The organism is Vibrio sp. EA2, from assembly GCF_033042495.1.
GTDB lineage: Bacteria > Pseudomonadota > Gammaproteobacteria > Enterobacterales > Vibrionaceae > Vibrio.
In genome coordinates this window covers 147026-161197 of the sequence record NZ_JAWLID010000011.1, presented here as the reverse complement: position 1 = coordinate 161197, position 14172 = coordinate 147026, and the positions used below count along the sequence as shown (strand labels likewise).

The 14172-nt window shown below is 45.2% G+C and carries 10 protein-coding genes; 3 read left to right on the top strand and 7 right to left on the bottom strand.

Features of this window, described 5'->3' with window-relative positions:
* A partial coding sequence (locus tag RXX31_RS19335) for a glutathione binding-like protein (protein WP_317591333.1) occupies positions 1 to 216 on the top strand: 216 nt, incomplete at its 5' end.
* Positions 217 to 1106: 890 nt separating this feature from the next.
* Here the strand turns inward: RXX31_RS19335 and RXX31_RS19330 are convergent.
* The 3 genes from RXX31_RS19330 to RXX31_RS19320 all read right to left on the bottom strand — a co-directional run bounded on the left by RXX31_RS19330 (position 1107) and on the right by RXX31_RS19320 (position 5106).
* Positions 1107 to 2072: a hypothetical protein gene (locus RXX31_RS19330; RefSeq protein WP_317591331.1), complete on the bottom strand. Its 966-nt coding sequence runs from the start codon at positions 2070 to 2072 to the stop codon at positions 1107 to 1109.
* 18 nt (positions 2073 to 2090) lie between these two features.
* A complete protein-coding gene (locus tag RXX31_RS19325) occupies positions 2091 to 3347 on the bottom strand; it encodes a Xaa-Pro peptidase family protein (protein WP_317591330.1) in 1257 nt (418 codons plus the stop codon).
* Positions 3348 to 3456: 109 nt separating this feature from the next.
* Positions 3457 to 5106, bottom strand: coding sequence for a BCCT family transporter (locus tag RXX31_RS19320; protein ID WP_317591329.1), 1650 nt, complete (start codon positions 5104 to 5106; stop codon positions 3457 to 3459).
* Positions 5107 to 5294: 188 nt separating this feature from the next.
* Here RXX31_RS19320 and RXX31_RS19315 point away from each other — a divergent pair, with 188 nt between their 5' ends.
* Complete coding sequence (locus tag RXX31_RS19315) at positions 5295 to 6173, top strand: LysR family transcriptional regulator (RefSeq protein ID WP_317591328.1); 879 nt, start codon at positions 5295 to 5297, stop codon at positions 6171 to 6173.
* 673 nt (positions 6174 to 6846) lie between these two features.
* On the opposite strand, the gene glmS is transcribed toward RXX31_RS19315, so the two are convergent.
* Complete coding sequence (gene glmS, locus RXX31_RS19310; protein WP_317591326.1) at positions 6847 to 8679, bottom strand: glutamine--fructose-6-phosphate transaminase (isomerizing); 1833 nt, start codon at positions 8677 to 8679, stop codon at positions 6847 to 6849.
* A 120-nt stretch (positions 8680 to 8799) separates the two neighbouring features.
* A complete protein-coding gene (locus tag RXX31_RS19305; protein ID WP_317591324.1) occupies positions 8800 to 9561 on the bottom strand; it encodes a DeoR/GlpR family DNA-binding transcription regulator in 762 nt (253 codons plus the stop codon).
* Between the two features lie 432 nt (positions 9562 to 9993).
* On the opposite strand from RXX31_RS19305, the gene pykF reads away from it, so the two are divergent.
* On the top strand, positions 9994 to 11406 hold the full coding sequence (pykF, locus tag RXX31_RS19300; protein WP_317591323.1) for a pyruvate kinase PykF: 1413 nt from the start codon (positions 9994 to 9996) through the stop codon (positions 11404 to 11406).
* A gap of 153 nt (positions 11407 to 11559) precedes the next feature.
* Here pykF and ilvN read toward each other — a convergent pair whose 3' ends face one another.
* Positions 11560 to 12054, bottom strand: coding sequence for an acetolactate synthase small subunit (gene ilvN / locus RXX31_RS19295; protein ID WP_317591322.1), 495 nt, complete (start codon positions 12052 to 12054; stop codon positions 11560 to 11562).
* A 1-nt stretch (position 12055) separates the two neighbouring features.
* On the bottom strand, positions 12056 to 13780 hold the full coding sequence (locus tag RXX31_RS19290; RefSeq protein WP_317591321.1) for an acetolactate synthase 3 large subunit: 1725 nt from the start codon (positions 13778 to 13780) through the stop codon (positions 12056 to 12058).
* Between the last annotated feature and the right edge of the window lie 392 nt (positions 13781 to 14172).

Sequence of the window (14172 nt, the reverse complement as noted above, 5' to 3'; positions counted from 1 at the left end):
CAATGGTTGGTCGGAACAAAGCCTACTATTGCGGACTTAGCCCTCTACAGTTATATCAAGTTAGCGCCAGAAGGTGGGATAAGTTTAGCTGACTACCCTGTTTTGGAAACTTGGCTCAAACGAGTAGAAGGGCTATCAGGCTTTGTGCCTATGCAACTGTCGAATGTCGGTCTACGGAAGAAAACACTAAATAGTGATATTATCGAAACACATTGATAATTGCTCAACTCACTTTACCTTTACTATCTAGCTAATCGTTTTTAGGTATTGGGTACCCCTTTGAAGTAGAGTGAGTTACCCACTCACTCTTGCTTTGCCACGTTTTAACTGATTCGAACTTAGGTTATTGAGAGTTAAGAAGGGCTAATTTTTACTTGTTTCTTATTTCAATCAAAAAAACTAATCCAAAAAGCAGCTTTCTGAATTAGTGCATTAATCAGGCGTAACTTCGAATGGGGCAAAACTGTTTCAGCCAGCACTGACTGAAACCAAGATGGACAGAACCTTGTTACAAGTTTCAGGCGGTTTCTACCCTTCAGATAATTTTTCGCATCCCAAAATACAGAATGGCAACCACTTTGTGAGGTACCAATTCTGATAGTTTTTGGACAAAAAGCTTTCACCTTCGGGCTTCGCAATGAAATTTACGTTATGCAAAATTTATTGAAAAAAATTCAATATTTCTACGCTCTTAAAGAATTTCTATCCAGCTCTACAATCGTTGTATCAGATAGAGATAAGTAGGGAAATTGCTCAGTGACTTAAGCAGTTTAAAATCACAGAGGGTTTTTGCGTTCGGCTGTGTGTTATACAGTGGAGACAGGTAAAGTGTTCCCTTACGTTTTTGGGGTGTGTAGATATCTCCTGTCAGCTCTATAAACGACGGTATATGTTTAGCTGGAAGCTGCTCATCAAATAGAAAATTAGCCGTTAGCTCTATATTGTCAAAGCGCTCATTTAAGCTCTGCATCCGTGCAAAGCACTTAGCTACACGGGTGCTTTTTAGCGGTTTACCTATGTAGTCCAGCGTTTCCTGATCGTTCGACTCAAGGCCGATGTTGATGAAGACCTTTATTCCAAGGTTGTTTAGCTTTTCGAAAAAATCGTTATCCTTTTTTTGTAGTGAGAAGACGCTGCCAAAGAGGAAAACATATCCCCCCCCTCATGAATGAGCGATGTAGCTGAAATGCTTGCTTAGCCTCAGTAATGGTGGAGAGAATGACATCGGCGGTTACATTAAGTGCGTCGTGGTCACCAAGAAAAATTGCATTGTAGTTATATAGGTTTACACCATAAACAGCGGTGAGCTGCTTGATCTGCTCGGAGATAGCGTCACGACTAAGAGCTACGTATTTCATCTCATTCTTCACGCTGCAGAAGCGGCATTTGTACAGGCATCCACGAGAAATATTGAGGGGGATGACATTGTAATCGACGTGACGGGTATCAGGAGGCAGTACAGAGGTGCGTCCACCAGTGGCAGAAAACAGTTGGCGTGAATTATGTGCTAGTTGCTCCGGAGAGTTCTTAATTGCTGAGGCCAGAAAATTTTGAAACGGTTTGGGCATGCCAGGAGCGGTGTTGTAGATGCGGCGTAACTCACGGTGCCAACCGGTGATGATATGCTGTACAGACGGCAAACTAAATGGATCATCTCCAGTGATACCATTTGATGCGTAGGGCAGATTAGCGCGATAGTATTCTCCGGTGGTACTCTGTATTTCCTGATAGGGGTCGGGAACCCTGAATCTCACGTTGGCAGAAAATGCCGCATCTGTGATAGTTTCCCATCTGCCTGCGTAGCCACTGGTTGAGTAATATACCCAGTCATTACCCGCTGTGCGTTTAAGATACTCCTGGTCGCAAGGCCAGGTATCATCCCGCCCCTGTGCCTGAATTATCTCGTTACATAGGTTAAAACGTAGCAACATCGACTTAGTTTCAACCTCGGTGTAAAGCCCATAGGTAATTGGACTTCGCTGCTTGATGTAATCGCTCTGTCCGTGTTTGTTTAACGTGATACGGATGGACTTGTCCTGGTACTGAGCGGTGTGTAACGCTGAGTGAATCATTACTGTGTCCGTATAGGGTTATCTTAGTAGTTCATCTTCAAACGGAAATTGTGTGAGGATTTCTATTCCTGTTTCAGTGACTAGAAGTTGCTCTTCAAGTTTGACTCCTTCGCGGCCACCGTGCTCACCAATGTAGGACTCAACACACAGCGTCATATTGGGTTTGATAATGCCATCATAACCTGCGTCTGGAAAGTCGGCTCTGTGGTAAAGATACGGGTACTCCCCGGACATGCCGACACCGTGAGCGGAAAGGTAATAGCGGTTTGTATGGTATTTTTCAGGAATATTCCACGCCTTGTCAGCGTATTCTCTGAACGACATGCCGGGCTTGATGATCCCTATGTTGTGCTGGATCTGCTCATACGCCACTTTATACAGCGTACGCTGTACATCACTAGGTGCGTCTGGGCCAGAATGAAACGTACGGGAAAAGTCGGAATAGTAACCATGGCAACCTACCACATCGGTATCCAGGCCGATCAGTTCATTTTTTCCAATTACCCGATTGGCTGACTCCTGGAACCAGGGATTGGTTCTACTGCCCGAGCTAAGTAGCCGGGTCTCCACATAATCGCCGTTTCTGGCGATAACTTCTTTGTGCAAGACGGCCCACAGTTCGCTTTCAGTTATCCCTGGGCGAATAGCTTCACGCAGTTTACCTGTTGCTTGCTCTGTGGCTCGCAATGAGGCGACCATGCATTTGACTTCTTCCCCTGACTTGATGCTTCTTGCCATCTCCACCGGCTCTTGTGCGTCAGAAACAGTAATGCCTTGCTTGGCAAATTCGATAGCAACGCCAGCATTCATCCTTTCGATGCCTAGGCGAATATCAGAGCCAACCAGTTCTTTCATCAAGGCAATCATCTTGTGTGTCCATTGCGCCTCACGATCCCGGATATGTGGGCCGGCAGCGACAAAACTAGCTGTTTCTGCGGGACGCACTTCGTCGATGGTTTCAAGCCCGTCTGCCAGGTGCTCACATCCGGTAAACTCAAACAGGATACTTTTGTGCTCTGTTAGTACCAGGTAGCGCGACGGAGAGTTGCGAGAGCAGAACACCTGCATGTTTCGCGCACCAGTGGTATAGCGGATATTTACAGCATCAGAAAGAATAAGTACGTTTAAGTTGTATCGCCTCATCTGCTCACGGACGCGCTCAAGTCGATAGGCTCGCACTGCTTTAAGATCGATGCCTGCACTTTCTGGCGCAAGTTCGATGAGGTCAGCCCAACTCATGTCTTCGTCCCGCGTGTGTCGTTCCATTAGAATCATGTTATTTCTCCGGTATTTTTTGTGCTGGAATTAAAGTTAGAGCGCAGCCTGTCTCGATGGAAAAAGGTCCTGTTGCCAGGCGGCGCGGTGGTTAAATTATGTTAGTTACTCACCGGGGTTTTATTTTTGAACGTGGTTCGTCTAACAGGCCTTTTATCAAGGAGATAACGGCGACTAACAACACTAAGGTGAAAGGTAGTCCGGTTGTCACCGCCATGGCCTGAGCCGCTGCTAACCCACCGCCAATCATCAACGCAACAGCGACCAGCCCACTGAAGGTACACCAGAAGATACGCTGAGGTATTGGTGCATCGACCTTCCCTCCGGCGGAAATGGCATCGATAACCAGGGATCCGGAGTCAGCCGAGGTAATAAAGAAAACAACCACCAGGATAATGCCAACAACCGATGTGATCTGGGCAAAAGGCAGTATGTTTAACATCTCAAATAACTTCAGTGGTAAGTCGGCATTGATGACGGCCTGATAACCATCATTAACATACTGGCTGATCGCGGTGCCACCGAAAGCCGTCATCCAGAGCACGCACACAGCGGATGGAATCAAGATGACGCAGGTCAGGAACTCACGTACGGTTCGGCCGCGTGACACACGGGCGATAAACATTCCGACAAATGGCGACCAGGAGATCCACCATGACCAGTAGATTGCTGTCCAGCCCTGTTCATATTGCAAGTCTTCCCGGCCAAAGGGCATAGAGAGAGCTGGAAGGTGGGTTAAATATGCAAAAATATTCTCAAAGTATCCGGTAAAGATCGCCAGGGTTGGGCCAACAGTGATAATGAATAGCAACAGCAGTGCAGCAAGGCCCATATTGATCTCAGATAGCAGTTTTACCCCCCCATTAAGGCCAGCACCTACCGATATCAGTGCCAAGCATGTAATTACCAGGATAAGCACCACCTGAGTGGTTTCCGTCATGGGAATACCAAACAAGAAGTTAAGTCCGGTTGCTGCCTGAGCAGCACCATAGCCAAGCGAGGTCGCCAGACCAAATACAGTGGAAATAATGGCTAAGATGTCGATAATGTGACCAATCCAGCCCCAAACGCGATCACCAAAAAGAGGATAAAAGATGGAGCGAATGGTTAACGGTAGCCCCTTGTTGAAGGAAAATATAGCAAGGCCCAATGCTAGCAACGCATAGATGGACCACGGGTGTAATGCCCAGTGAAAAATGGTTGCAGCCATGGCGAGGGAGACCGCACCGGAAACATCGTCCTTCGCACCAGCTAAGGGAGCGGAGTCAACACGAATACCATGTTCAATATTGATGCCCTGCAATGATGCCTGAAAGTGAGTCATTGGCTCAGAAACACCAAAAAAGACCAAACCAATCCCCATGCCAGCAGCGAACAACATGGCAAACCAAGCAGTATATGAGTAATCGGGGGTGGCTTCAGTGCCGCCGATGCGAACCCTGCCAAGCGGAGAGACGATGACTGCTAGACAAAGCAGAGCAAATACATTACCTGATGAGAGAAAAAACCAGTCCAGGTTAGACACCAGCCAGCTTCTTAAGCCGATAAAAAACGGTTCAACCTGGTTATTGAAAATTATTGTAAGAACAACGAAGAGTACGATAGCAATGCCGGATATCGCAAAGACTCTGTTATGAAAATCGAAACCGACTGGACCAATTTTCATCGATACATTGTCTTGGCCAACCTGATAATCGGTATGAATAAGAGCAACCCTGCCGTCCGGGCGTTGGATACCACCATTTTGGGATTTACCCAAATCTTCCTCCTTAGATACATACTCACCCTTTAAAGAGGGGAAACAGCATCACTTGATTTGAATTGGTATAACATACCCATCAAAGATGATAAGATAAAGATACATCTTATCTGATATTCTGATACTTCATGGTCTGGCAACATAAAGTCGGATCCTTTACCTATTGCGTTTATATGTCGAGGTTTCGCGTGATTACCCTTAACTTTATGCACTTACAATGCTTCGTTTCAGCGGCAGAAAGCGGTTCATTTTCGGCAGCGGCAAGAGAATTGGGTAAGGCGCAATCCGGTGTAAGTACTGCCGTTGCCAATCTGGAGGTTGACTTGGGTGTCGCTCTATTTAGTCGCTCAAAAAAGTATCTCGAGTTAACGGATGCCGGGAAAGTGCTGTTACAGGAAGCAAAGGTGGTATTAAAGGGTGGAGAAAGATTGATAGAACGTGCGATGTCTTATCATCAACACGATGACACTCATATCCGAGTGGTATTAGATGAGGCACTTTATCCGTTATTTATCACTACCGTGTTAACTGAGTTTGAAAAGCGATTCCCTTATACCGAGCTCGATCTAATATCCGGGGTATTTAGTGACGTAGAGCACTATGTAGCCAGTGGAAAGGCTGATATTGGTTTGTTAATCAGTACGGGGATTCCACGTAGTGTTAATGACTATACTCTGCTCTCCTATATACCTTTTCAAGCTGCGGTATCAGCCAGTCATAGTTTGGCGGAAAAAGAAGGTGTCACGTTGAACGACCTTGCAGAAACTAGGCAGATCATTGTTACCAGCCAGCAGAACAAAGACAGTGAAGTGACTCACATCAGCCAAAGAAATTGGTTAGCGCCTAGCTATCACCACTGCGCCGATCTGGTTTCACAGCAAGTAGGTTGGGCCTTTTTTCCTGTCTGTGCACTGGATATTCAGCAACAGCACTTCAATCTTGTACCCTTATCTCTCGATGTTGAACTAAAAGAGCACGCCTCCCCCCTCTATCTAATAAAAAACACACATAGTAGCCTTGGTAATGCCGGGCAGTGGCTACTTAAGGCATTACAAAAACTGGTATAAAGCGTAATATGATCTGCTCCAGACAGACTCCATAATAATAATTGTGCATTCGTGGACTGCTGATAACGTAGAAGATAATGAAGGCTTCTGGGAGAAACCTTCCACAGCGTTTAGGCTTACCTTCAGGTAACGATGGCCGAGAACGTAGTGACGAGATTTATCGGCTCAGGATCAAAGTGTCTCGCTATGGTCGGATAGGCGACACTTGTTACCGTGTGCCCGGAGTTCAGGCCTAGCATGGATTGAGCTGCTCTTACTGGACTAGACGCTGCGTTAAGCAAAAACTTTTGGAAATGATGCTGTAATGAAGTTAAGGGGCAATACCTACTGGCTTGGCACAATTTGAATGGAAAATAAGTGCCATTGCATAAGTTATCACTATCGCTGCATGGAACAAACTATCGCTTTAAAATCCCCATGCTCAGAAATGTCCAATAGTGAGCATCACTCTGTTCTGGCACAATATTAGAAAATTTAGGGCAAATTCTGGCGGGATTTATCAGCCGAAAGTCTCACTAGCAAGGAAAGGGGCATTTTCGATTTAGGAATGGCAGCGTATCGATTGCGAGCGCTGCCATTTTAGTATGATACTTTAATACTAAGTATGAATCTTTATTACTTGGTATGAGACTTTATTACTCTCTCACACCAATTCACTTGGTAATGAGTAGTGTTATTCCACGGTAACTGCTTTTGCCAGGTTACGTGGTTGGTCAACGTCAGTCCCTTTGATCAGAGCAATGTAGTAAGACAACAATTGCATTGGGACAGTGTAGTAAATCGCCGCAGTAATTTCGCTTACGTGTGGCATAGTGATGATCTTCATGGTCTCATCACCTTCAAAGCCCGCATCTGCATCAGCAAATACGTACAGTAGACCACCGCGTGCACGAACTTCTTCAACGTTTGATTTCAGCTTCTCAAGCAGGTCATTACTTGGCGCAACCACAACCACTGGCATGTCAGCATCAATAAGTGCTAACGGACCGTGTTTCAGCTCACCCGCTGCGTAAGCTTCTGCGTGGATGTAAGAGATTTCTTTTAATTTCAGAGAGGCTTCCATCGCGATTGGGTAGAACTCACCACGACCAAGGAATAGCGTGTGGTGCTTATCAGCGAAATCTGTTGCCAACGCTTCGATATCTTTTTCAAAAGACAGCGCATGGTTGATTTGCTCTGGTAGTGCGTGCAGTGCTTCTACGATTTCTTTCTCTTTCTCTTTACTAATGCGGTTCTGTTGCTTACCAAGCGCAGTAACCAGCATGAGCAGTGCAGATAGCTGAGTCGTGAATGCTTTGGTAGAAGCCACACCGATTTCAACACCAGCGCGAGTCATAAAGGCAAAATCAGATTCACGAACAAGAGAAGAACCAGCCACGTTACAGATGGTCATTGCCGCCATGTAGCCTTTCTCTTTCGCAAGACGAAGCGCTGCTAGTGTATCGGCTGTTTCACCTGACTGAGATAGCGTGATCAGAAGGCTGTTCGGACGAGTAACAAACTTGCGGTAACGGAACTCAGATGCGATTTCTACGTCACAGCTTACGCCAGCAATATCTTCAAACCAGTAACGAGCTGTCATACCCGCGTTATAAGAAGTACCACAAGCTACGATTTGTACGTGCTCAGCTTTACTTAAAATGTCTGCCGCATGCACACCAATCGCATCCGTCACAACAGAATCAGCCGTAATACGGCCTTCCATTGTATTGATTAGCGCTTTTGGCTGCTCGTAGATTTCTTTCTGCATGAAGTGGCGGTACTGACCTTTATCGCCCGCATCGTGCTCTGCATTAGACTCAGTAATTTCACGTTCTACACGTTCACCCGTTTCATCGTAAACGGTCACTTCACGACGAGTGATTTCAGCTACGTCACCTTCTTCCAGGTACATGAAGCGGCGAGTAACGTTAAGTAATGCCAATTGGTCTGAAGCCAGGAAGTTTTCACCCACGCCAAAACCAATAACAATCGGGCTACCAGAGCGAGCCACAACGATGCGGGAAGGATCTTTACGATCCAACGCAACCGTGCCATACGCACCTTCCAGTTGCTTCGCGGTTTTTTGTACCGCTTCAAGCAGCGTTTCTGACGTGCGTAGTTCCCACTCAACAAGGTGTGCGATAACTTCAGTGTCAGTTTGAGATTCAAATACGTAGCCGCGTTCACGTAGCGTTTCACGCAGTTCTTCATAGTTTTCGATAATGCCGTTATGCACAACAGCAATATCACCAGACATGTGTGGGTGTGCGTTGATTTCTGATGGTTCACCGTGTGTTGCCCAGCGAGTGTGCGCGATACCCGTGCCGCCAATCACTTTTTCTTGATCAACCGCATCAGCCAATTCTTGTACTTTACCAAGACGACGAACTCGGGTTAGGTTATTTTCTGCATCGACGATTGCTACGCCTGCAGAATCATAGCCACGGTATTCCAAGCGGCGTAGACCTTCGACCAAAATTTCTGCAACATCTCGTTGTGCCACTGCACCGACGATTCCACACATGTGTTTCTCTCCGTTTTTAGTTCTGTTCTTCCCTAGCCATGATTTCATATAGAGGCAGCAAGCAAAGGCCTGTACATGAGGGAAGTGAAATTTGAAATTGTTAGTTTGAATATAAGCTTGTCAGGCGCAAATGACTTTCACGCCTTGCTGTTCAATCTGTAATTTGTGTTCCGCTGTTATATCAGCATCAGTCACCAGCACATCAACCTGTTGCCAACCGAGCTCAAGATTCGGAATACGGCGACCGATTTTTTCGGACTCAATCATTACAATGACTTCGCGGGAGACTTCTGCCATTACATTACTTAAGCCAACCAGCTCATTAAATGTGGTAGTGCCTCGTTTTAGATCGATACCATCAGCACCGATAAAAAGCTGGTCAAAGTCATAAGCTCTTAAAACAGATTCCGCGACTTTGCCCTGAAAAGATTCAGAGTGTGTATCCCAGGTCCCGCCTGTCATCAACAAGGTAGGTTCACTTTCCAGCTCATTGAGGGCATTTGCCACATGCAACGAGTTGGTCATTACCACTAAACCACGCTTGTCATTTAGCTGCTGAATTAATGCTGCGGTTGTACTGCCACTGTCGATCACAATGCGATTATGGTCTCGGATCAGAGATGCGGCGGCTTTGGCTAAGTTTAGCTTTCGAGTCGAAACATTTGGGCTCAATTCTTCATGAATAACTTCCGTCGGGATCGCAATCGCGCCACCATAACGACGTAAAAGCTGTCCATTTTTCTCTAAAGAAGCTAAGTCCTTTCTAATCGTGACTTCCGAGGTTTCAAATCGGTGAGCCAATTCATCGACACTAACTTCCCCTAACTCGGAAACCAGGTTTGAAATCGCGTGTCTTCTTAGTTGAGTGTTTCGTTTCGACATTTATGTTTTGTTTTTAAGTTTCGATTCGAAACTTATTATAGTCAAATCGAAACTTCCAAGTCCATTTATTTCGATCCAAAAAATTAATATTTCTCGTTAAAACCTTGTCCTAAGACAATTCTTAAACAGTGATATTGGATTCATTCGGTGGTAGAATTCGCCACCTAAAAGAAAAAAAATTACAGAAATGACGATTATTTTTTTGCAACTTTCTGCATATAAAGTGGGATTAGTCACAAAAAGGTAACCAAAATCGCCGATCTTTTAGTCATAAAATGACTAAACTTGGTGAAAGACTTTCAGAATCTGAAGTTCAATAATGTGGCGAAAAATCGGTGGGTGACAGGCATAAATAGTCATCAAATACGCCCTGACTTCAGAGTAAATAACCGACTTTCAAATTGTAACTATACTTACCGGAGAGTATCTTCCATGAAAAAGACCAAAATCGTTTGTACGATTGGCCCTAAAACTGAATCTGTAGAGAAGCTAACTGAGCTAGTAAACGCAGGCATGAACGTTATGCGTCTTAACTTCTCTCACGGTGACTATGAAGAGCACGGCACTCGTATTGCGAACTTCCGCCAAGTAATGGAAGCAACAGGCCAACAACTAGCAATCCTTCTAGATACTAAAGGTCCAGAGATCCGTACTATCAAGCTAGAAGGTGGTAACGACGTTGATCTAGTTGCTGGTCAAGAATTCACTTTCACAACTGACATTTCAGTTGTTGGTAACAAAGACACTGTAGCAGTAACTTACGCAGGCTTCGCAGCAGACCTAAGCGTTGGTAACACTATTCTTGTAGACGACGGTCTAATCGAGATGGAAGTTATCTCAACAACTGATACTGAAGTTAAATGTAAAGTTCTTAACAACGGTGCACTAGGCGAAAACAAAGGTGTTAACCTTCCAGGTGTTTCTGTCAACCTACCAGCTCTATCTGAAAAAGATAAGAACGACCTTAAATTTGGTTGTGAGCAAGGCGTAGACTTCGTTGCAGCTTCTTTCATCCGTAAAGCTTCTGACGTTCAAGAAATCCGTGACGTACTTGCAGCTAATGGCGGCGAGAACATCCACATCATTTCTAAGATCGAAAACCAAGAAGGTGTTGATAACTTCGACGAGATCCTAGAGCTTTCTGACGGCATCATGGTTGCACGTGGTGACCTAGGTGTTGAAATCCCAGCTGAAGAAGTAATCTTCGCTCAGAAAATGATGATCGAGAAATGTAACCGTGCACGTAAGATGGTTATCACTGCAACGCAAATGCTTGATTCTATGATCAACAACCCTCGTCCTACTCGTGCGGAAGCAGGCGACGTTGCTAACGCTGTAATGGACGGTACTGATGCAGTAATGCTTTCTGGTGAAACAGCGAAAGGTAAATACCCTGTTGAAGCCGTAACTATCATGGCTCAAATCGCGAACCGCACTGACTCAGCGCTTAAAGCTGAGCTAGGTTCTCGTCTAGACAGCCCACGTCTACGCATCACTGAAGCAGTATGTAAAGGCGCAGTAGATACAGCTGAGAAACTAGCAGCACCACTTATCGTTGTTGCGACTGAAGCGGGTAAATCTGCTCGTTCAGTTCGTAAATACTTCCCAACAGCAAACATCATTGCAGTAACAACTAACCCTAAAACAGCTGCACAGCTTGTGCTGACTAAAGGTGTTACTCCAGTTGTTGTTGATACTTACAAGAGCACTGATGATTTCTACCGTCAAGGTAAAGAAATTGCTCTAGAATCAGGTCTTGGTAACAAAGGCGACATCGTTGTGATGGTTTCTGGTGCTCTAGTAGCTTCAGGTACAACAAACACAGCATCTGTACACGTTCTTTAATTCGTAACGTTGACAAGATGAGTAAAAAGAGGGCTTCGGCCCTCTTTTTTGTTTTTTGGTTCCCGAGCCTTATTCACCTATTGATTAGCGCCAAAAACAGAAAAGCCACCGATTTTAATGGTGGCTTTATTGGTATAACGTATCAGTTAAACGTTAAGGCTTTAGTGCACGTTCTCCACGCGCAATGCCGACAACCCCACTACGAGCGACTTCCACAACTTCTGTTACTTCGGAAATTGCTTTAATAAACGCATCCAGCTTTTCACTGGTTCCCGCCAGCTGCACTGTGTATTGCGAAGCAGTGACATCGACAATCTGTCCACGGAAGATGTCTGCTGTGCGTTTGACTTCAGCACGAGCGAAGCCAGTCGCTTTCACTTTTACCATCATCAATTCACGTTCAAGATGCTCAAGCTCGGTCACTTCCTGAACTTTTAATACATCAATTAGTTTATGTAGCTGCTTCTGGATCTGTTCAAGTTGCATCTCGTTTGATGTGGTTGTGATATTCATACGAGAAAGCGTTTCGTCGTCTGTAGGAGAAACCGTCAAAGACTCAATGTTGTAACCACGTTGAGAGAACAAGCCTACAACGCGAGACAAAGCACCAGGTTGGTTTTCCAATAGCAATGAAATAATGTGTCTCATATTAAGTTCTCTCCGTTTTGCTTAGCCACATTTTGTCCATACCCTCACCTTTAATCTGCATAGGGTAAACGTGCTCAGTTTCATCAACGTTAATGTCAACGAACACCAGGCGGTCTTTCATATCGAGTGCTTTTTGCAAACCAGCTTCGAGCTGATCTGGCGTTTCGATACGAATACCAACGTGACCATAAGCTTCTGCAATTGCTGCAAAATCAGGAACAGAACTCATGTATGAATTAGAGTGACGACCTTGGTAAATAATGTCTTGCCACTGTTTTACCATGCCGAGGAAACGGTTATTCAGGTTGATGATCTTCACCGGGATGTCGTACTGCATTGCGGTCGACAACTCCTGAATGTTCATTTGAATACTGCCATCACCGGTCACCACAACCACTTCTTCTTCCGGCATGGCAAATTTAACCCCCAAACCAGCAGGAAGACCAAAGCCCATCGTGCCCAGACCACCTGAGTTGATCCAACGTCGTGGTTTATTAAATGGGTAGTAAAGCGCAGCAAACATTTGGTGCTGACCTACGTCTGAAGCGACATAAGCATTACCATTAGTCAGTTTGTGCAGCGTTTCAATAACTTGCTGAGGCTTAATAATATCTGAAGAGGTTTCATATCCTAAGCACTGGCGATCGCGCCATACTTGAATGTCTTCCCACCACGCTTTGATAGCTTCTTCGTCGTTTGCACCTTCTTGCTCTGCCAGCAAACCTAACATGGTTGTCAGAACTTTTTCTGCCGAACCAACGATTGGTAAATCTACTTTCACATTTTTTGAAATCGATGATGGATCGATATCAATATGCATAACTTTCGCATTCGGACAGTATTTTTCCAAATTGTTCGTCGTACGGTCATCGAAGCGAACACCAATACCAAATATCAGGTCAGCTTCATGCATTGCCATGTTGGCTTCGTAGGTACCGTGCATGCCTAACATGCCCAGCGAGTTTTTGTGCGTGCCAGGGAATGCGCCCAAGCCCATCAAGGTACTTACTACAGGAAGGTTCAGCTTGTCTGCCAGTTCAAAGATATGCTCGTGTGCGCCGGAAATCACCGCACCACCACCGACATAAAGCACAGGTTTTTTCGCTTCAAGTAGAGACTTGAGTGCTTTCTTGATTTGGCCTTTATGACCTGAAGTCGTTGGCTTGTACGAACGCATCGAAATGCTTTCTGGGTACTGGTAAGGCAATTTGATTTGCGGATTCATTACATCCTTTGGCAAATCAATCACAACAGGACCAGGGCGACCTGTCGTCGAAATGTAAAACGCTTTTTTAATGGTTTCAGGGATGTCTTCTGCTTTCTTTACTAAAAAGCTGTGCTTTACCACTGGGCGAGAGACACCAACAATGTCACATTCCTGGAATGCATCGTTACCAATCAGGCTGTTCGGCACGTTACCAGAGATAACGATCATTGGGATAGAGTCCATGTAAGCGGTCGCAATACCGGTAATGGTATTGGTCGCGCCAGGACCTGAACATACCAGTACGACACCCGGCTTGCCGGTAGCACGAGCATAGCCATCGGCCATATGCGTTGCGGCTTGTTCATGTCTTACTAGTACGTGTTTAATTTGGTCGGTTTTGGCGTGCAGTGCGTCGTAGATATCTAGAACGGAACCGCCAGGGTAACCAAAGATCTGCGATACATTCTCTTCGATCAGAGATTGTACAACCATCTCTGCACCTGACAACATTGCTGTCATAATTGCTCTCCTTACCCAGTTTCCTCACCGTAAGGTCAACGGATAGGTCTGGTTTTACATAGTTTAGGGCTTATTCGTAGCCTAATCGAAATACTTCCACGTTTTCGGCTATGTCTTGCGTTCGTCATAACATCCCGCAAGGTTACCCAACAAATGTAACGTTTTATTATCAACGGGTCTAATGAGAGGTAGATCCCACTTTTTAACAAGATACTAAGAAATGAATGGATAGAAGGAAGAGCAGCCACAGAAGCAAAAATAGGCAGCATGATCAAAGAGAGTATTAGTTAAAAAAAGAATATTATTTCATATGCAACTCTATATTCATCGAGAAATCTCCCTCTGTTTGACGAAAATGCAGCAGGAACAATGGTAAACAAAAAAATCCCCAG